This window comes from Enterococcus mundtii (genome assembly GCF_003957375.1).
GTDB classification, from domain to species: Bacteria; Bacillota; Bacilli; order Lactobacillales; family Enterococcaceae; genus Enterococcus_B; species Enterococcus_B spodopteracolus.
The window spans coordinates 2452727-2473062 of the sequence record NZ_CP025473.1 but is presented as its reverse complement, the minus strand read 5'-3'; the positions used below and the strand labels follow the sequence as shown (position 1 = coordinate 2473062).

Here is a 20336-nt window from a genome sequence, read left to right as displayed (position 1 = left end):
ATATATAGGGAGGCAGTAGCTTAATGGTCAAATTTATTCATGCGGCAGATTTGCATATGGATCGTTCATTTGAAGGATTAGTGGGAATCGATGGAAAAGTTCAAAAGAAATTATTACGGGCTAATTTGACCGTACTTGAAAATATTGTGGAACAGGCAATCAAACATCAGGTTGATTTTGTTTTACTGGTAGGGGATAGCTTCCACCAGAATCGTCCTTCGCTAAAGATCCAAAAACATTTTTCGGAACAAATCAAGCGCTTAGGAGAACACAATATCTCAGTTTTTTTAACATTTGGTAATCATGATTTTTATCAAAAAGAGAGATATTGGTTTGAATTTCCCGAGAATCTTTCTTTGTTTACTTCGGAAACTGTAGAGACACTGCAAATGACGACGGATGCTGGCGAAACGATTGCACTCAGTGGTTTTAGTTACATAAAACAATGGATCACTGAGGAAAAAGTGCCTGAATTTCCCCAACGTTTTGCTGTCGACTACCATATTGGACTCTATCATGGTGAAATTGGGTCAACTCATGGGAATTATGCACCATTTCAAGCAAATCAAATGGAAGCAAAAGGCTATGACTACTGGGCATTAGGCCATATCCATGTTCCAACTAAATTAAATGAAAAAGGAACCATTCTTTATCCTGGTGCACCACAAGGACATACAAAAAAAGAAGAGTCCGCGACTTCAATCGTTTTAGTTGAACTTCAAGGAGCATCTTGTCGAACAACACCTATAAAAGTTGCAGAAGTTTATTGGAAACGTCAGCAAATTTCTCTCAGAGAAGTGAAACAAACGACGGATGTATTGAAGAAAATTCAACAAGAATTAGTTGAACCCAATAAGATGACACTCGTTGAATTTGAGATCATTGATTATGAACACTTAGATCAGGAAGTATTGGATCGTATTTATTCTGGAGAATTATTAGATTATTTGAAGGAAGAAACAAACAGGGAATTTTCGAATTTAGTTATTTGGCGTATCTCTACTTTAGAAAGAGATAACAAGGTAAAAATTTCTTTGTCTGCTTCAACATTGATGTTTGAACAACTATTCGAAAATTACCAAACAAAAGAAGATTTTCAGCATATATTACAAGAAGCCTACACAAATCAAGAGGCAATCAAAGTGTTGGATCTGTTACCGGATTTTCAAGAATCTACGATAAAAAAGGCCCAAGAAATCATTCGGCAAGACTTTTTGTTTGAGGAGGGTACTGAATGAATATTTTAAAAATCGAAATAGCAGCTTTTGGAAAGTGGCGACAGGAAACCTTTGATTTTACCTCTGGGAATCAGTTGATTTACGGTGAAAATGAAGCGGGAAAGTCAACGATTTATCAATTTATTCAAGCAATCCTTTTTGGTTTTCCATCAAAAGGGAAGAAAAAGAAAGATTACACACCGAGAGACGGTTCTGCATACGGTGGAAAATTATGGCTGAATCATCCTGTACATGGAGAAATTTATGTTGAGAGATATAAACAACAAAATAGAGGCAAATCGAAGGTCACATGTAATGGCCAAAGTGGAAGTGATGAACTCTTAGAAAAACTACTTTCACCTTTGACGAAAGAGTTATTCCAGCAAGTTTTTACATTTCAACAAGAACAACTGAGTGAACTTGCTCATTTAACAGAAAAAGAATTACATGATGCGTTGATTTCATTAGGAATCACTGGAAGTTCTCATGTCTTTCAAAAAAGACAAGAATATTATCAATCAGCTGATAAGTTGTTTAAAAGAAAAGGTCAAAAATTAGTGATTAATCAGCGACTAAATGAATGGAAACAACTACAAGAAAAGATTCATCAAAAGCAAGAGCAAGAGGCGATCTATAGTGAATGGATCATGGAGGAACAACGACTAGCAGAACAACAACAGCTCTTATTGCATGATATCGAACAAATCAATCAAAAACTTACGCTGTATCATCAACAAGAATTGAATTTCTCTTTATATGAAGAGTGGCAATCACTGAAAAAAAATATGCTAGCTGAAGTACCGAATGAATCACTAATACAAGATTTAGAAGTATTTACCAAACGTTATCAACAAATGAACGAACGTCTGGAAGAACTTGAGGCTTCGTTAGAGCGACATAGTGGGATGGATCAGCACTCTGCACGTTATTATTTTTATTTAGAACAAGAACAAGAGTTGAAAGCACTACAGCAAAAGCAATTTTCAACGGAGCAATTAATGGATGAATGGCAAAGACTGCAAGTAGAGACAAGGGAAACAGTGTCTGAATTGAAAATCTTGGAACAACGTTGGCGCTGGGATCGATTGCAACGACCACAGGAATTTATTGATGATCCAGAGTGGCGTTCTTTGTATACGATGGCGCAACAATTGAATGATGAACACAGTCAGTTAGCGATTCGTTTTGATATTGTGAAGGAACAGCAACGAACACTAGAAGCAGAGATCAATGAATTAGAACTAGCTCACCCAACGCTGATCCAAACAAGACCGATCCAAGATGTTCCAGAAAAACAATCCTTTTTCAAATTTTACGTTAGTGCGTTAGTGTTAGCTGTGATTGGTTTAATCTTACCTATGCCTGGAAAAATATTGGGGCCATTGCTTGCTTTGGGAGTGGTTGGCTATACGTTTACTCGTAGAAAATCTAAGAACACAATAGACCAAAATTTGCCAGAAATCAAAGGAAAATGGCAAGAGAAACTAGGGCAACTGGATATTGTATTGGCACAATCAGAAGAGATTACTCAAACAATCAATGAGAATAAACGAAAGCAACAAAAATTGGAACAATCAGTAGCTGATTTTGCCTATCATCACTCATTAGGAATAATGAACACGCTTGAAACGATGAAAAATGAGGGCCAAGAAGTAACAGATTATCAAAAGCTTTATGCTGTTTTCCAAAAAAAGCAACAACGAGAACGAGAGATACAGGAACAACTCTTACAGATAGACGGGGAACTTGACCTAGCAAAAGAATGGCTACCGCTCCAACATAAATCTCTCTCGGAAAAAATGGCTCTATTAACCACGTTCATCCAAGAGATGGAACAAATGAAATATGCTAGAAGTTATCAACAGAATACTTTATTGAAACAAGAAATCAATGCATTGAAAAAGAAACAAAAAATGTGGTTAGAAGAATACAAGGAACAATTTGCTAGAGCAGAACTTTCTTACCCATCAGAAGTACCGATTTTTCTACAAAAGGCGAAGCAAACAAAGCAACAACAAGCGCGTTTTGAAGAATTGGCGAATATTCTTTCTCCAATTTTTAAAACTGTCATTACTTATAGTCAGTTGCAGACTCAGATTGCTCGTGAATCCGAACGATTGCAAGAACTAAAGAGGGAAGAAGGTAGGAAGAGTGAGCAACGTCAACGTTTGCAGTTGCAAATTGAGGGATTACAACAAGACGGGACATTAGATGAATTATATCAACAGGAAAGTCTACAAAAAGCACAACTACAAACTTTATTTGAAGAGTGGGGAGGCTTAGTGATTGCTGGGACATTTTTAGGTGATCTTTCGACAGAATTAAGTGAACGGCAATTACCACAGTTACTCAAATTAGCTGGAGACTATCTAAGTATCCTAACTGATCGACAGTACCAAGAAATACAATTGAAAAACGATACATTGACATTAACAAATGGTACAGATGAGTTTCCAATTTATGAACTATCGACAGGGACAAAGGATCAGATGATTATGGCGATGCGTTTTGCATATCTTGCTTTGGAAGCGAAACGGTCGATCTGTCCAGTGATCATTGATGATGGCTGGCTACACTACGACCATAAGAGAAAATACCGTTTAGCTAAACTACTAGCTGAATTTAGCAAAACCTATCAAGTAATCTGCTTGTCTTCTGATCAAGAAATGGTAAGCTATTATCATGAGCTAGAACAATCTGTGAGAAAGTTAGAAGGTGCGAATAGTGAAAAAAATACGTGAATTAGTCGTTGATGAACAATTCGAACAATTCGTTTTGATCAAAAATGCAGATGTAAGAATCGCTAAGAATGGTAAGAAATTTATCGCTTTTACATTTCAAGATACATCAGGAACAATTGATGGCAAATATTGGGATGCATCAGAGGACGAGATCAAAAAATTTACACCGGGAACAGTTGTTTTTTTAAATGGTAAACGCGAGGTCTATCAAGGAAATCCTCAAGTTAAAATTTTGCATATGCGTTTAACAAAAGTTGAGGAACCGAGTGATCCAAGTTTGTACATGGAAAGAGCACCATTGAGAAAAGAAGAAATGGAAGAAGAAATCAACCAACTGCTATTTGAGATCACAAATGCACATTGGAATCGCATCGTGCGTTATTTACTCAATAAATACCAAAAACAATTTTTTGAATATCCAGCAGCAAAACGAAATCATCACGCATTTGCTAGTGGATTGGCTTATCATACAGTGTCGATGTTACACTTAGGTAAAGCGATTGCTGATGAATACCCTGAATTGAATCGTCCGCTACTTTATGCGGGGATTATCTTACATGATTTAGGGAAAGTAATCGAGTTGTCCGGCTCAATGGCAACAGAATACACATTAGCAGGTAATTTAGTAGGGCATTTAGTTTTAATTGATGAAGAAATAACAAAAGCTTGTTTAGCGTTGAAAATCAGTGAGGAAGAAGAAGATGTGCTGATCTTACGCCATATGGTTCTATCACATCATGGATTGTTAGAATATGGTTCGCCTGTTCGTCCTCGAATCATGGAAGCTGAAGTATTACATCAAATTGACACGATCGATGCTTCAATGCAAATGATGACTACTGCGATTCGTCAAACAGAGCCAGGGAAATATACAGATCGAATATTTGGTTTAGATAATCGTAGTTTTTATGTACCAAAACAGAAATGATGGTAATTGTTGGGTAGGTATTGAAAGATACGTAATAATGTATTGATATCATCTCACTAGTTTTAAAGAGGTCAAGACGAAAGTATTTAGCCTCGATAAATAAGACAACATCCATGAAAGTTGTTTTTCAAACTTTTGTGGATGTTGTCTTATTTCCGAAGAGAACTATGTCCCTAAACATTTTTTTATGAAACCAAAGAATGTTTTACTTTCCGTTAGCAGAGATGGATAATGAGAAATTATCGTTTTCAAAAAAGTGGTTTAGGAAGAATTTTCTCTTCCTAAACCACTTTTTAAATACTTTTTCTAGTATTTATTTTTAATGTCTAGAAGCGTCTAGTGTTTATTCGTTTGTTGATTCAGTCGTGCTTTGCTCTGTTTCAGATGCTTCAGTAGAATCAGTTGATTTTGTTTCAGAACTCTTTGTTTCTGAGTCTTCAGTTGAAGATGTGCTTGTTGTAGCTGAAGTAAATGGTGTCAAGATGTTTTGGAATGCGTCATCTTTGATTTTTACATTCGCTTCTTTTAGTTCTTCACCGATTACTTTTGTTGTAAATTCGCTGTCATTTACTTTTGCTTGAGTCGCAATTTCTTCTAATTGATCTTTGAATTTATCCATGTCGTTTCCTTTATCTTGGTTTTTCACCATTTTAACGACATAGTATTCTGTTGCGTAAGTAGAAGGATTTGTTGCAGTGATCACATCTGAGATCTCACCGTCTTTAAGTTTGAAAGCAGCTTCTTTTACTTCAGATGGAACAGTTTGTGTTTCTGAGTCAAACTTGATATTACCACCATCGTCTTTAGTTGTATCTGTTGATTTTTCTTTTGCTAGTTCTTCGAAATCTTTACCGTCATCAGCTGATTTCTTAACTTCTTTTGCTTCGTCTTCACTAGCAACTTTGATGATTTGTGCTTCTACTTCTGGATGGAATGTTTCCCACGTTTTCTTCAAGTCTTCATCTGTCAATTTCACATGAGATTCGATCCCAGCTTTAAAGACAAGATTATTACGAAGGAATTCTTTATAGCTTTCTTCTGTAAATCCAGCAGATTCTAATTGTGTTTCGAAGCTGTCACCATAAGATTCTTTTGTTTTATTATATTCAGCATCTACTTCTTTATCTGAAACTTTATCATTGTATTTGCTATTGAATACATCATAGATCACCATTTGTTGAAGTAATTGTTGGTTAGCGGATTCAGATTTTGCTTTTTCATAAAAATCAGCGACGGTGATTGTGCCGCCTTTCATGGTTACGATATCCTTGTTTGTATCCCCGCCACCAGAACAAGCTGCTAGTGTTAGAATAGCTAACGCACTTGTCGCAGCTAAAATTATTTTTTTCTTTTTCATTTAAGTTTTGCACTCCTGTAATTTATTATTGGTTTTCACATATATTACTATACCATATCCATTAGCGAATAAAAACGTTCTGACTGATAGTTTCAAACAAAATTCAAATTTTTGTCACATTCCATACATCTAGGTACATGAAAAAGACATATAGTTATCAAAAGTGCTTAATTTTTGATCATTATTGCACGTCTGTCAAGCTTTCAGGAAAATGTGCCGAAAGTTTTTCTACTTGTTCTTGGATTTGTGTAACTCGTGGTTCTGCTTGAAATTTGAAATTTTCAAGGTCTTTTTCGATTGATTCTTGAAAAGATGGGATAACAGTTTCAGCTGTTCTTTTTGTTTCAGATAACGCTTGTTTAAAATTGTTTAAACTGTTATTTAATTCGTTGGTTAATTCAGTTGCTTCATCTAATTCTGCAATCAATTTCTCTCTGGTCTCATTTCCACTACGTGGTGCAAATAATAATCCTGCTGCTGCACCGGTAACAGCACCGAATACTAATCCTTTTAGAAAATTTTTAACCATGAATCGTCACCTGCTCTTTGATTTTTTCTTGGATAGCAGTCATTTCTTCCGTTGTATAATCTGCTTGATGGTTTCCAAAGTGAATGGAGAAGTCATCTTGTTTACTATAACGCGGAATTAAATGGATATGGGAATGAAATACGGTTTGATAGGCTAGTTCTCGATTATTATTGATTATATTTAAACCTTCCATTTCCGGGAATGCTTTTTCGATGGAACGAGCGATTTTTGGGATACGGGCAAAGACATCACTGGCTAATTCTTCGTTGTAATCAAAGATATCAGTTACGTGTTCTTTAGGAATGATCAATGTGTGTCCTTTAGTTGATTGAGAGATATCTAAGAACGCATAGATTTTCTCGTCTTCATAGATTTTATAGCTAGGGATCTCTTGATTGATGATTTTACAAAAAATACAATTGTCCATATAAAAACACCTTTCTTCTATTCAAGTTTCGTTACCTCAACTTTAACATAAGTTCATGAGAATGCACGTAAAAAATAATTGGACGTGATTTGCTTCGTGGTATAATGAAGACAATATAATAGCGGAGGAAGAAATATGAGTTTAAAAATCGAACATGTTACAGGTGGCTATGGTCATTTACCTGTTTTGAAAGATATCAGTTTTAACGTTCAGCCTGGAGAAATGGTTGGGTTGATTGGTTTGAATGGAGCAGGAAAAAGTACAACGATCAAACATATTATCGGATTGCTTGAACCAACGAAAGGCAAAATCGAGATCAATCAATTATCCCTTAAAAAGGATGTAGAAAATTATCGTAAACAAATTGGTTATATTCCAGAAACACCTTCATTGTATGAAGAACTTACTTTAAAAGAACACATTGAAGTAACGGCGATGGCTTATAACATTCCAATGGATATCGCGATGAAACGGGCAGAAAAGTTGTTACACACGTTTCGATTGTCCAATCGGTTAGAGTGGTTTCCAGCGAATTTTTCAAAAGGGATGAAACAAAAAGTCATGATTTTGTGTGCTTTTTTGATTGAACCATCTTTGTATATCATTGACGAACCTTTTCTAGGGCTAGATCCGTTGGCAATCAATGCCTTGTTGGAATTAATGGTCGAGATGAAAAATGAAGGATCGGGTATTTTGATGTCTACGCATATTTTAGCTACTGCTGAAAAATATTGTGACCGTTTTGTTGTTCTTCATGAAGGAGAAATCAGAGCAGATGGCACGTTAGAAGAGTTGCAAACTGCTTTTAGAATGCCGGATACATCCCTAGATGAAATCTACATCGCATTGACGAAGGAGCAAGGTTATGAATGATTTTTTTCAAAAAAGACTAGCAAAACATCATAAAAAAATGATGAAATATTTACGCTATGTATTCAACGACCATTTTGTATTAGTCTGTTTATTTCTGATTGGAGGTCTAGGCCTCTATTATTCTAACTGGCTAAAAACACTCGAGGCTCCTTTTTCGATGGGAGGTATTATCGTCTCATTGATTTGGATGGTTTGCTTGATTGTCGGGAAAATCGCGACTTTTGCGGAGCCGGCAGATTTAGTTTTTCTTTTACCGAAAGAAAAAGAAATGAAAGGCTATTTACAACGAGCTTTTCGTTATTCTTGTATTTTTCCTATGATTTTTCTAGGATTAGTGTGTGGATTTGCGATGCCGTTAGTTGTGGTTTCAACGCAACAACCATTTTCGCTGTTTTTTGTTTATCTACTTATACTATGGAGTTTGAAGTCTAGTCATTTACAAGTGAAGCGAGCAGATTTTTATCGTATGGAAGAAACACGTAAAAACCTGTTTAAATATGGTTGGTGGTTCTCGTCATTTGGTATCTTACTTCTTTCTTTTTATGGGAGTATTTGGTTGGGCTTGATTCTTTCATCTGTTCAAGCTGGAAGCTATTATTGGTTCTTATGGAGAAATCTATCTGTTCATTTAGAATGGGAAAAAATGATCCAATTAGAAAAACAACGGTTGCACCAAATCTATCAGTTCATTAATTTGTTTACAGATGTGCCAGAGATCACCGCAAAAGTCAGAAGGCGCCGTTATCTTGATCCGATGTTACAAGGAATCAAGAAAGAAACGAAAAATACGTATCTTTATTTATTTGTTCGTCGTTTTGCTAGAGGATCAGACTTTATTGGCTTGTACGTACGTTTGACAGTGATTGGCTCGATCATTATCGCCGGAATCAACGATTTATATTTTACTTTAGGTATTGGCTCATTATTTCTATATTTGATCGGCTTTCAGTTATTACCTTTATATAGTCAGTTTCGCTATATGATCTTGGTCCAATTGTATCCTATCCCAGAGAGTCAAAAAAGTGAAGCACTCCAACGTCTTTTAACATGGTTATTGACTTTTGTTGCTGTTTTATTTGGGGGAATCGCTGCTGTTGTTCTTGATGGAAATGAGAGATGGCTACCTATCTTGGTCTATCTTGTTGTCAACGGACTCTTGATCAAATGGTACGTGCCATCGCGGATCAAGAAGATTGCGGAGTAGCATTGAGAAATCAAGCAGAAAAATTTTATTATTTTACGAGAATAGATCACAAGAATTGTGGGGAAGTCCGAAATTACTTTATGTTTTTTCGAACTTTCCTATTCTTTTCCATGGTCGAAAAAGGATGTACTAAACCTTATGAATAGGAAGAAATCACTAGGGACTTTTTTTATTTTGATAAAAGTTGGTTTTTTAGAAGGCAAAACATAGAAAAAGAACGTATATGTGCTTGACGTTCAAGACTTGGGCGACTAGAATAATAGATACTGCAAACATATAGTAGAGGACGGGAGAATGCGCGATGGAGTTTCAGTTAGACCAAGAGTGGCGATTACGCCCCATCAAAGGTGACACAGGAAAAACATACATAGGCATGCGTGATAAAGACAAAGTTTTTATCAAGAGGAATACAACGCCAATGCTCGCTGCACTCTCTCGTGAAGGCATTACGCCTAAATTAGTGTGGACTAAGCGAACAGGAGATGGCGATACCTTGACCGCACAAGAATGGCTGGAAGGCCGCTTGTTGACGCCTAGTGAGATTGGTCAAAGAAATGATGTCATTGATGTACTCTATCATCTACATCATTCAACGTCTTTAAAAACCATGCTTTCTCGAATTGGTGGTAGGATATTGACACCCCATAAAATGCTGCAATATTATGAACAAGATTTGCCTGACAGCTTAAAAAACAACCAATTTTTACAACTCGTTTATCGCTATTTGTGCCAACAAATTCCTTCGGTGGAAAAGGAAAAACTAGCGGTCGTGCATGGCGATGTCAATCATCGGAATTGGTTAGTCTGTAAAAATTATTTATATTTAGTTGATTGGGATTCAATCATGTTCGCTGATCCAGCGGTAGATATTGCGACTATTTTAGGAAATTACGTACCATTGTCTAGTTGGAATCAGTGGTTGATCAGCTATGGTATCCGACCAACAGATGAAATTTTAGAAAAATTACATTGGTATGCGGTGATGAACCTATTACAAGAAATCACACGCTACTGCAAACGTGAAGATTATCGACGAATGAATGAAGAGATTTTACAACTCAAACGAATTTTTAGTGGTTAAGCTCGGATATTCAGTTGATTTTTTTATTTTTAGGGGTAATACCAATAGCGGTTTACAATAAATTCAGTGAAATACAAGGAACAATCTTTTGTAGGAACAGAGAGGAAGAAAAAGATGCGTGTTCGCAACCGACCAAATGCAGCAGAAATGCTAGCTGCTCATCCAGAGATCGTCATCAGTGAGCCAACAAAATGGCGTAGAAAATGGAAAGAATTATTTGGCAATGACCAACCAATCCATATTGAGATCGGCATGGGAAAAGGACAGTTTATTACTGGGATGGCCAAAGCTCATCCAGAAATCAATTATATCGGGATCGAAATGCAAGTAAGTGTCGTGTCTATTGCTTTAGATAAAGTATTGGAGGAACCGTTACCTAATTTAAGATTATTGCACGTGGACGGTTCCGCTTTGACTGAGTACTTTTCAGAGAATGAGATCGATCAGATTTATTTGAATTTTTCAGATCCATGGCCTAAAAAGAGACATGAAAAACGGCGCTTGACGTATCATACATTTTTAGCTGTCGATGAAGAGATCTTAAAACCAAATGGTGAAATTCATTTCAAAACAGATAATCAAGGATTATTTGAATATTCGTTGGCTAGTTTTTCACAATACGGCATGCGACTAAAAAAAGTCTGGCTTGATCTACATCAAAGTGACTTTGACGACAATATCATGACAGAATATGAAGAGAAGTTTTCTTCTCGAGGACAACGGATCTATCGTGTAGAAGCACAGTTTGTGGATAAAACCGAATAGAAAAAAGAAGAGAGTAGGAACTGTAAGTTCTTGTCTCTTCTTTTTTATTTTTTTAGTCTTGTTGACCACAGACGGGAATCAAGTCAAATTTTGAAAAAGAGAACAGCCCCATATCAGTGATTTTCAATTCAGGAATAACTGATAACGTTAAAAATGAAAGTGTCAAGAATGGATCGAATGCTTCACTTGCGCCTAAATGATGCGCTTGGTCAGTCAAGTTCAGTAATTGCTGATTAACTGTTTCATAAGGTTCGAGTGACATCAAACCGCCAATAGGTAATGGTAAACAAGCTAATTCAGTTTGTTGATCTACAACAATCATCCCGCCGCCTTTTTTGACTAATTGTTCAGCAGCGTAGCACATATCTTCATCATTGGTTCCTACAACGACGATATTATGTGAATCGTGAGCCACAGTAGTAGCTAAGGCTCCCTTTTTTAGTTGGAATCCTTTGACAATTCCTAGACCAATATTCCCTGTAGCATGATGTCGTTCGATGACAGCAATCTTTAGTTGATCATCTGCCACTGAAGGAGTGAAAGAACCATTATCGACTTGAACTTGCTCCAATAAATCGTTGGTCAACAAACTATTTGGAATGATCTCGATGACATGAGCGGTTGTTGAATCTAAAGCCAATTTCAATGAGTTTGGATCAAATGGTGCAACTGTCATTTTTGGTAATGCATCAATCGCTGGCTGAATTTTTAATTTTATAACTTCAGGGACCAACTGTCCATCTATCACAACCGTTTCTCCTTGATGGAACACGGTATTGATCGGCAACTTTTTTAAGTCATCAGTTAAGAAAAAGTCTGCCTGATAGCCTGGCGCAACTGCTCCTAAATGTTGTAAACCAAAACATTCTGCCGCATTCAATGAAGCCATTTGGATGGCTTGTAGTGGGTCCATGCCCGCCAAGATCGCTTCACGGACAATATGATCGATGGAACCTTCTGTTACAAGATCATTGATCAATTTGTCATCAGTCACGAATAAACAGCGACGTGAATTGTCTGGTGTGATAGCAGGTAAGAGTGCCTGTAGATCTTTTGCTACGGTTCCTTCTCGAACCATCAAATACATTCCTAGCGATAAACGCTCCTCCGCTTCTTGGGCGGTCGTTGCTTCGTGGTCTGTCCGAATGCCAGCAGTTAAATAAACGTTTAAGTCGTCCCCGTTGATTCCTGCGGCGTGGCCATCGATTTTTTTGTTCGTTTGATGCATCAGCTGTAATTTATCGACAATCGTTTGCTCATTTGAAGCGACTGCCTGATAGTTCATTACTTCAGCTAGACCAAGTACTTCAGGATACTCAAGAAAAGGAGCAAGTGCTTTTGCATCTAAGACAGCGCCACTTGTTTCAAATGGTGTGACAGGCACACAAGAAGGTAGCATGATGAATATATTCATTGGTGTCTCTCTTGCATCTGCCAGCATAAATTCAAGACCCAAATTTCCGGCGACATTACCGATTTCGTGAGGATCAGTTACTACTGTTGTCACACCATGTAATAGAGAGATTTTAGCAAACTCTTTAGGTGCTAACAGAGAACTTTCGATATGCACATGACCATCGATCAGACCAGGAACTAAATACTGTCCTTTTGCATCATAGATGGTCGTACCTTCGTATTTCCCAATACCTACGATCCTTCCATCGCAGACAGCGACATCACCCTCGATGATCGTTTTCGTAAAGACGTTGACAATTTTTGCATGTTTAATAACTAAGTCAGCGGGTTGTTTTTTTCCTGCAACTGCAATGTGTTTGTTTAAGTGCGAATCCACTCTGAAACCTCCCCAAATAAATTTTTACTAGTATAACATAAATTCGGATTTAACCTATGATTTTCATTAAATTTTGTAAAAATAAACGATTCATCTTAAAAAGACGTATATTTTCTTGGAGGGCGAAGAAATGAAGATAAAAGATTTAGCAAATGAGATCATTTATGGAGGAGCTAAAAATAAAGTGCAAGATATCTATATTTTGCCATATGTAGAAGATTTTAAGGTTTATTTTCGTACAGGTAAAAGACGAACATTCCAAAAATCGATCTCCCTTGAGATTGGACAACAATTGATCGCTAGTTTTAAGTACCTGGGACAAATGGATATCGGTGAAAGAAGAAAAACACAACTAGGCTCACTGACTTATTTAGTGGACCAACGAAAGATAAGACTAAGACTCTCGTCAGTAGGTGATTATTTACAAAGAGAGAGCTTGGTCATCCGGATACTCTATGCGTTGAGCGAAAAAAGTTTGCGCTGTTTTGTTCCCAAAGACTTGCAAATTATTGAGCGGAGTACGAACAACCGTGGATTATTTTTGTTTAGTGGACCGGTCGGTTCTGGTAAAACGTCATTGATGTATCATCTTGCTCGTAGGAATGAGGAACAAGTAATTACGATCGAGGACCCAGTAGAAATTGAAGAGCCATTGTTTTTACAGTTACAAGTCAATGAAAAAATCGATCAGACTTATGATCAGCTATTAAAACTAGCCTTACGTCATCGGCCTGATTTATTGATTGTCGGTGAAATCAGAGATAAAAAGACAGCAGATGCAGCGATTCGGGCAGCGTTGACGGGCCATCGTGTATTTGCTACAGTCCATGCACGAGATCTCAAGGGTACTGTGGCAAGGATGAAAGAACTAACGAGAAACGATGGATTTGACGAATGTTTGTCCGGCGTTATCTATCAAGAGTTGTTGCCTGATTTTAATGAACAACCGACGGCATTGTGGTCTTATTGTTTTTCTGACAATGAAATCGAAAGCAAAGAATGGAGAGCTAGCTATGAAGAGGCACAAAAAAATGTTTGGCAATCCTATCCATTTTAAAAAGATGGATCACAAACAACAAACTCTTTTTATCCAAACGATCGGTGAGTTACTCTTGAATGGCTTTAGTTTACAGCAAGCAATTGATTTATTGGAATTACTGCAACTGATACCACAAGTCCATGTCCATTTCGCTAAAAGAAATCTTCAAGCTGGCGAATCTTTTCATTTTGTCCTTCAGCAATTGGGATTTAAGCAAGAGCAACTCGTACAGGTGGAACTGGCCGAAGTCCATGGAAATTTAGTCGAAACTTTAAAGGGCATCGCTGAACAACTTCAATTGATTGAACAATTTCGAAAAGAATTAAAAAAGGTCATGAGCTATCCACTGGTATTGTTGGTCTTTTTAGTCGGCATTTTAGTTAGTCTACGTGAGTTCGTCTTGCCACAATTCCTTCAGAACGACATGGTCACCACGACACATTGGGGGATTCGATTGCTTCAATCAAGTCATTGGTTATTCTTAGGTACCGTTGGTAGTAGTATTTTTTGTGGTTCAGTGATTTTTTTTCGCTTGAAAAAGTGGGAAGTTGTCAAGAGAAGTGAGTGGATCAGTAAGCAATGGATGATAGGAAAGATCTATCGTTCCTATCAATCAGCTTATCTAGCACTAGAAATAGGCAAACTATTTTATGAAGGCCTCGACTTGAAACAAATTATTCGCTGTTTGAAAGAAACTAAAGAAGGAAGTTTGGTTCAGTCTTTAGCGTATCAATTAATGGAAGGACTCGAACTAGGTATTCCTTTAGCACAACAATTTGAGCAATACCATTTTTTGACGACCGAATTTAGTCAAATCGTACTACAAGGAGAAGCCAAAGGAAATTTAGGCAAAGAATTATTGTTTTACAGTGATTTGACACGTAAAGAATTTTTTCAAAAGATCCATCGTTGGTTGCATTGGGTCCAACCAGTCCTTTTCTTAGGGATTGCTGCATTGATTTTACTGATTTATGCGGCTATCTTGTTGCCGGTATATGGAAATATCGAGGAGGTTCTAATATGAAGAATAGAAAAAGAATGGCTCGTCTAAAAGGTTTTACACTGATTGAAATGTTGATCGTCTTACTCGTCATTAGTGCGTTAGTTTTACTATTTATCCCAAATATTTCTCGTTATCGTAATCATGTCAATAAGGAAGGTCGTGAAGCAGTTATGCAACTGATTGATGCCCAAAGTGAACTTTACGCATTACAAAATGAGGGAAAGATTCCAAGTATTGATGAGCTGTTACGAGAAGGATACATCAAACAGGAACATGCCGATGTGTATCGCAAGAACTAATAAATACCTCACCGAAGCTTACACTTTAGCAGAAACGATCATTGTCTTGATTGTCTCCCTTGCTTTCTTTATCTTTCCTGTCCTCTCATTCCATTCTTTAGAAAAAGAACAATCGATCCATCGTTTTTTTGGTCAGCTAGAAAAAAGGATCGATCTCGTACAACAAAGTGCTATTATCCATCAACAAGCTACTCGTTTTTATTATGATCCAAAGCGCCATAGTCTTTTATTTGAGGTGCCTCCTTACTCATCAATGGAGTGGCAAGTGTTGCCGATCCCTGAAGCTTTGACCATCCAACGTCATGCACCGATTACTTATGCTGCGAAGACAGGGAACGAAAGCTCGTTGAAGGCGTATGAATTTTATTGGACAGAGAAGAAACAAAGAATCATTTACCAATTCCAACTAGGAGGTGGTCGTTATATTAAAAGAATCCAATCTAGCTAGCTTTGTACTCCTGGAATCATTAACCGCGCTAATGATCACAGCCATGAGTATTTATATTATGAGTTCTGGTAATTTGTTCTTGGTCCAACAAGAACAAACCAAAGACCGAGAAATTCTTCTATTGAGGACATTGTATGAAGACGTGAGAAACTATCGTAGGTATGGAGAGTTGCCGACAAGACCAACAGAGTGGGAGCAGGGAACTACAGTAATCGATATGCAAAGCCAGAGAATAAGAAAAGTTTCAATCAGTGATGGAAATGAAGTGATCGCCATTGAACGGAAGAAATAAAGTATTTGCTTTTACAATGATTGAATGTCTGATTGCATTACTTATTCTAAATACGATTCTTTTATCATTTGGTCTCTTTATTCGACAAAGCGAAAAGTTGAATACATTTTTTCAAAAAGACGAACAAACAGAATGGTTGATTTTCTTAGCTCAATTCGAAAACGAACTTGCTTCAAGTAAACGTATTTCGATCATTGAGAATCGGTTATATTATGAAAACGAGAAAACGTTCGTCATAGAAGGTTATCAGCAAATGATCAGAAAACGTGGAACTGCTGGTGGCCATCAGCCTATGCTGACAGGTGTTAAGGGTGTCCAATTCAAAGAAGAAAATCAAGTGATTTTACTGCATGTTGAATTTATGAATGGAGACAACAATTATGGTATTTGGACAAAGAAAAAAACATAAGCGGGTAAAAGGAAATGTGTTGTTTTCGACCTTGGCTCTTTTTCTATTGAGTATATTCTTCATGCAAGGATTACTTGAAAGTTATCGTCTAAAAATAGACAGTTATTTACGCATCAAAAAATATTACCAAGCAAAGATCATCAAGCAAATGTTTATGATGGAATCCAATCAGTTGGAAGAGCAAGACAAAGGGGAGTATGATTACAATGTAGGCACGGTCCAGTATACAGTCAAACAGGACCTAGTGGAGCTAGTAATAACTGTTTCACCTTTCCGATTTGAATTTAAAGAGCGAGTCATTGATACAGATAATAATACAGATTAAGAGGTTCCAAAGCAATAACCGTTCTTTTCTGTAATACAGCTGTTTTGAAGGCGTTGAATGTTCGCTATTTCACAAAGAAAAAGGATGAAAACGATTGAAATTTCAGCGATTGTTCGTTAGAATTAAACAGGTAAAATAATTGTTATAATATATCTAGAAATGAGGCGCACGATGTTACCAGAAAAAATGGAACAAGGGTTTGAGCAAAACCTGGAAGCTATTCAGCTTTTACAAAACGCATTGGGAACTTCTTTTTTAGAAGCTTATGTTGAAAATGCCGAAAATTTAAGAGACAACTATCAAGTTCGTGTAGTAGATGGTGTACCAAATGTAAAGACAACCCAACAGATCTCAGAGCTTTATCAAAAACTGAGTGAATTATCATTTGAACCGGAAGAGTGGCGTCGTTTGTCGCAGTTGCTTTTGTTAAAGGGAAGTCAAACGGAGCACTTACAAGCAAACCATCAATTGACACCAGATAGCATTGGTTTCTTGTTTGTTTTCTTGATCGAACAACTCTTCCCTGATCATAAAGAAAAAATCGGTGTCTTGGATATTTCAGCAGGAATGGGCAATTTGCTATTAACAGTTCTTTTAAACCTAAACATTGCTGGATATCATACAGAAGGTTTTGGTGTGGATATCGATGATACACTACTGTCTGTCGCGGCTTCTACAAGTGAGTTGACGCAAGCGATTGTTCAATACTTTCACCAAGATGGATTACAAGACTTATTGATCGAACCAGTTGATGTCGCTATTAGTGACTTGCCAATCGGATTTTATCCGAATGATCAAAAAGCGCAAGACTTTTTGACACGCGCGACAGAAGGTCACAGTTATGCTCATCATCTTTTATTGGAACAGGCAATGAAATACGTCAAGCCAGATGGTTTCGGTTTGTTCTTGATGCCAAGCAATTTCTTGGAGACAGAGCAAAGCGAGTACATTAAAAAATGGTTTAAAGAAGAAGGCTATCTTCAAGGTATGATCCAATTGCCGGATGAGTTGTTCCGAAATAAGCAATCACAAAAAAGTATTTTGATTTTACAGAAAAAAGGCAAACAAGCAAAACAAACCAAAGAAGTACTGCTTGTTAAACTTGATTCACTAAAAGAACCAGAGAAGGTGACGAAGTTTTTTAACGAATTTAAAAACTGGAAATCAGCTTCCTTATAACTATTTACCAAAAAGGAGAGTAACATGTCAAAAACAATTGCAATCAATGCTGGAAGTTCAAGTTTAAAATGGCAGTTATACCAAATGCCAGAAGAAACTGTAGTCGCTAAAGGAATCGTTGAAAGAATTGGATTAAATGATTCAATTTTTACAATCAAGTATGGTGAAGGCCAAAAATTTGAACAAATCTTAGATATTGATGATCATGAAGTTGCTGTAAAAATGTTATTGGATCAATTGATCGAATTAAATATTTTAGGCGCATATGATGAAATCACAGGTGTCGGACATCGTGTCGTTCACGGTGGAGAAACTTATGATGACTCTGTAGTCATTGATGAAGAAGTAATGGCACGTATCCAAGAATTAGCAGAATTTGCGCCATTGCATAATCCTGCCAACTTAATGGGAATCAAAGCATTTAAGAAAATTTTGCCAGATATCCAAAGTGTAGCTGTCTTTGATACGTCTTTCCATGCGACTATGCCGAAACACAATTACTTGTACAGCTTACCAATCGCTTACTACGAAGATTTTAAAGTGAGAAAATATGGGTTCCACGGAACAAGTCACCGTTATGTTTCTGAACGTGCGGCAGACATGTTAGGTAAACCAATCGAAGACTTAAAAATCATTACTTGTCATTTAGGAAATGGTGCTTCAATTACTGCTGTTGACGGTGGTAAATCTGTTGATACATCAATGGGCTTCACGCCATTAGCAGGTGTAACGATGGGTACTCGTTCTGGTGATATCGATCCAGCGATCTTACCTTATCTAATGGAAAAATTATCAATCGATATCAATGAAATGGTTGATATCTTAAACAAAAAATCTGGTCTTTTAGGATTAACAAATCTATCTAGTGATATGCGTGACCTTGAAAACAATTACGATAAAGAAGAAATCCGTTTGGCTTATGATGTGTTTGTTGACCGTATCCGTAAATATATCGGTGGCTATGTAACAACAATGAACGGCGTTGACGCAATCGTATTTACTGCGGGTATCGGAGAAAACGATGGTCATGTGCGTAACGAAGTGATCAAAGGTATGACATGGTTTGGCTGTGAGATCGATCCAGAATTGAATAAATTACGTGGTGAAGAGTTAGACATCTCAACAAAAGACTCAAAAGTCAAAGTGTTAGTCATCCCAACAGATGAAGAATTAATGATTGCACGTGACGTAGAACGCTTGCGTTAAGTTGCTTCAAATAAAGAAGTAATGGATGTTTGTCTGCGTGATTTGGATGACGCTAAGAAATTAGCCGGTATAATATAAGGGTTCAAAAAAAGAGTTGGACATTGTCCAGCTCTTTTTGGTTTTTTGCCTGATTTAAATCAGAGGAATGAAGCTAGAAGCGACGCCTTCAAAAAAAGTATATCTTCTAATAATAGAAAATTAGAAGATACACTTTCATTCAAGTAGCTGGTCATCCTATGTCGTGCTTCCTTGAATCAATTTCACAGGTAACACATAGTTGGATTCAAGTGGTTTCTCTGGATCTTGGATCCGTTGGAGCATTAGGTCGACTAAGATGTCAGCAATATCTGTAATTGGTTGTGCGATGGTCGAGAGCTGTGGAAAATAATTTTGAATCAATTTTGTTCCATCATACCCGATGATTTTTATTTCTTCAGGAATTTTAATGTGCAATTCTTGACAGAGATTATAGGCTAAAATAGCAGTTAAATCGTCTGTACAAAATAAAGCATCAATTGTTTTCATTTCTAAAATCCGTTTGATCTCTAAATTTTTTAAAGCTGTTGATCGGGCAGTAGAATGAAAATGAAACACGTGCGGCTCTAATTGGAATTCTTCCATAAATGCCAAATAGCCATTCAATCGTTGATTGGTCGGTGAATTTGATTCTTGGGAGCCAGTTAAGATGGCAATGTTTCTGGCACCTTTTAAATAAAGGTTTTCGGTAGCTAAGTATCCACCACGTAAATTGTCACTACTGATAATTGGAATTCCTTCTGCTAAATAGCGGTCGAAGGAGACAATGGGTAGTTCAATATTTTCGTATTCTTGGATACCCAGATTATGCGCTCCAGCAAGGATACCATCTACTTTGTTTGCAGCTAACATATTGAGGTAGTTTCGTTCTTTTTCTTTATTGTTTGCACTATCGCATAATATTGAACGGTATCCTAAATCAAATAGCTTACTTTCTAATTGTTCGACTAATTCACCAAAGAAAGGGTTGGCAACTGTAGGAAAAATCAAGCCAATCAATTGGGTGTTTTTTCCTTGAAGAGAACGAGCCAATGAATTGGGGTGATAATTCAATTCTTTCATTGCTTGATTTACTTTATCGATTGTTTTTTGGCTCAATGAGCCGTAGTTATTGATGACACGTGATACAGTGGTTGGTGAGACTCCAGCTTTTTTGGCTACATCGGTTAATTTAACAACCATTTTA

At 36.9% G+C, this 20336-nt stretch carries 21 protein-coding genes; 16 read left to right on the top strand and 5 right to left on the bottom strand.

The genetic code is table 11. The annotated features are described in order from the left end of the window. Positions 1–23 precede the first annotated feature (23 nt). The 3 genes from CYK55_RS12015 to CYK55_RS12005 are packed head-to-tail and all read left to right on the top strand — an operon-like array spanning position 24 to position 4886. Positions 24–1238 (top strand): metallophosphoesterase family protein, encoded by a 1215-nt coding sequence (locus tag CYK55_RS12015; protein ID WP_126134361.1) that lies wholly within the window; start codon positions 24–26, stop codon positions 1236–1238. Next, positions 1235–3958, top strand: coding sequence for an ATP-binding protein (locus CYK55_RS12010; protein ID WP_126134360.1), 2724 nt, complete (start codon positions 1235–1237; stop codon positions 3956–3958). The genes CYK55_RS12015 and CYK55_RS12010 overlap by 4 nt, the downstream gene beginning before the upstream one ends. Beyond that, positions 3942–4886, top strand: a complete 945-nt coding sequence (locus CYK55_RS12005) for a 3'-5' exoribonuclease YhaM family protein (RefSeq protein ID WP_034690621.1) — start codon at positions 3942–3944, stop codon at positions 4884–4886. The genes CYK55_RS12010 and CYK55_RS12005 overlap by 17 nt, the downstream gene beginning before the upstream one ends. Before the next feature lie 343 nt (positions 4887–5229). Here CYK55_RS12005 and CYK55_RS12000 read toward each other — a convergent pair whose 3' ends face one another. From CYK55_RS12000 to CYK55_RS11990, 3 genes are all read right to left on the bottom strand, one after another. Further along, the gene (locus CYK55_RS12000) at positions 5230–6243 is read right to left on the bottom strand and encodes a peptidylprolyl isomerase (RefSeq protein WP_126134359.1); all 1014 of its coding nucleotides are present in this window, start codon (positions 6241–6243) and stop codon (positions 5230–5232) included. Positions 6244–6424: 181 nt separating this feature from the next. Beyond that, the gene (locus tag CYK55_RS11995) at positions 6425–6772 is read right to left on the bottom strand and encodes a YtxH domain-containing protein (protein WP_034690625.1); all 348 of its coding nucleotides are present in this window, start codon (positions 6770–6772) and stop codon (positions 6425–6427) included. After that, positions 6765–7199, bottom strand: coding sequence for an HIT family protein (locus CYK55_RS11990; RefSeq protein ID WP_010734190.1), 435 nt, complete (start codon positions 7197–7199; stop codon positions 6765–6767). The genes CYK55_RS11995 and CYK55_RS11990 overlap by 8 nt, the downstream gene beginning before the upstream one ends. Before the next feature lie 135 nt (positions 7200–7334). Between CYK55_RS11990 and CYK55_RS11985 the strand changes: the two genes are divergently transcribed. From CYK55_RS11985 to trmB, 4 genes are all read left to right on the top strand, one after another. Next, positions 7335–8072: an ABC transporter ATP-binding protein gene (locus CYK55_RS11985; RefSeq protein ID WP_034690628.1), complete on the top strand. Its 738-nt coding sequence runs from the start codon at positions 7335–7337 to the stop codon at positions 8070–8072. Then, positions 8065–9276, top strand: coding sequence for an ABC transporter permease (locus CYK55_RS11980; RefSeq protein WP_034690631.1), 1212 nt, complete (start codon positions 8065–8067; stop codon positions 9274–9276). The genes CYK55_RS11985 and CYK55_RS11980 overlap by 8 nt, the downstream gene beginning before the upstream one ends. Positions 9277–9577: 301 nt before the next feature. Further along, positions 9578–10357, top strand: a complete 780-nt coding sequence (locus CYK55_RS11975; RefSeq protein ID WP_034690634.1) for a phosphotransferase family protein — start codon at positions 9578–9580, stop codon at positions 10355–10357. Between the two features lie 114 nt (positions 10358–10471). Further along, positions 10472–11122, top strand: a complete 651-nt coding sequence (trmB, locus tag CYK55_RS11970; RefSeq protein ID WP_034690637.1) for a tRNA (guanosine(46)-N7)-methyltransferase TrmB — start codon at positions 10472–10474, stop codon at positions 11120–11122. A gap of 52 nt (positions 11123–11174) precedes the next feature. Here the strand turns inward: trmB and ade are convergent, their stop codons facing one another. Next, entirely contained in the window at positions 11175–12914 is a 1740-nt protein-coding gene (ade, locus tag CYK55_RS11965) for an adenine deaminase (protein ID WP_034690638.1), read from the bottom strand. Positions 12915–13044: 130 nt separating this feature from the next. On the opposite strand from ade, the gene comGA reads away from it, so the two are divergent. The 9 genes from comGA to CYK55_RS11920 all read left to right on the top strand — a co-directional run bounded on the left by comGA (position 13045) and on the right by CYK55_RS11920 (position 19114). Then, the gene (gene comGA, locus CYK55_RS11960; RefSeq protein WP_034690640.1) at positions 13045–13971 is read left to right on the top strand and encodes a competence type IV pilus ATPase ComGA; all 927 of its coding nucleotides are present in this window, start codon (positions 13045–13047) and stop codon (positions 13969–13971) included. Continuing rightward, entirely contained in the window at positions 13928–14977 is a 1050-nt protein-coding gene (gene comGB / locus CYK55_RS11955; RefSeq protein WP_034690641.1) for a competence type IV pilus assembly protein ComGB, read from the top strand. Before comGA ends, comGB begins: the two co-directional genes overlap by 44 nt. Next, entirely contained in the window at positions 14974–15255 is a 282-nt protein-coding gene (gene comGC, locus CYK55_RS11950; RefSeq protein WP_034690642.1) for a competence type IV pilus major pilin ComGC, read from the top strand. Before comGB ends, comGC begins: the two co-directional genes overlap by 4 nt. After that, positions 15236–15703, top strand: coding sequence for a competence type IV pilus minor pilin ComGD (gene comGD, locus CYK55_RS11945; protein ID WP_051536349.1), 468 nt, complete (start codon positions 15236–15238; stop codon positions 15701–15703). Before comGC ends, comGD begins: the two co-directional genes overlap by 20 nt. Positions 15704–15761: 58 nt before the next feature. Beyond that, positions 15762–15995, top strand: coding sequence for a hypothetical protein (locus tag CYK55_RS11940; protein WP_034690645.1), 234 nt, complete (start codon positions 15762–15764; stop codon positions 15993–15995). Beyond that, positions 15979–16404 (top strand): competence type IV pilus minor pilin ComGF, encoded by a 426-nt coding sequence (gene comGF, locus CYK55_RS11935; RefSeq protein WP_268745035.1) that lies wholly within the window; start codon positions 15979–15981, stop codon positions 16402–16404. Before CYK55_RS11940 ends, comGF begins: the two co-directional genes overlap by 17 nt. Next, positions 16376–16729 (top strand): competence type IV pilus minor pilin ComGG, encoded by a 354-nt coding sequence (comGG, locus tag CYK55_RS11930; protein WP_034690647.1) that lies wholly within the window; start codon positions 16376–16378, stop codon positions 16727–16729. Before comGF ends, comGG begins: the two co-directional genes overlap by 29 nt. A 171-nt stretch (positions 16730–16900) precedes the next feature. Further along, positions 16901–17908, top strand: coding sequence for a class I SAM-dependent methyltransferase (locus CYK55_RS11925; protein ID WP_034690649.1), 1008 nt, complete (start codon positions 16901–16903; stop codon positions 17906–17908). A 24-nt stretch (positions 17909–17932) separates the two neighbouring features. Then, a complete protein-coding gene (locus CYK55_RS11920) occupies positions 17933–19114 on the top strand; it encodes an acetate/propionate family kinase (protein WP_034690651.1) in 1182 nt (393 codons plus the stop codon). A 234-nt stretch (positions 19115–19348) separates the two neighbouring features. Here the strand turns inward: CYK55_RS11920 and CYK55_RS11915 are convergent, their stop codons facing one another. Further along, complete coding sequence (locus tag CYK55_RS11915) at positions 19349–20332, bottom strand: LacI family DNA-binding transcriptional regulator (RefSeq protein ID WP_034690654.1); 984 nt, start codon at positions 20330–20332, stop codon at positions 19349–19351. Positions 20333–20336: the final 4 nt, after the last annotated feature.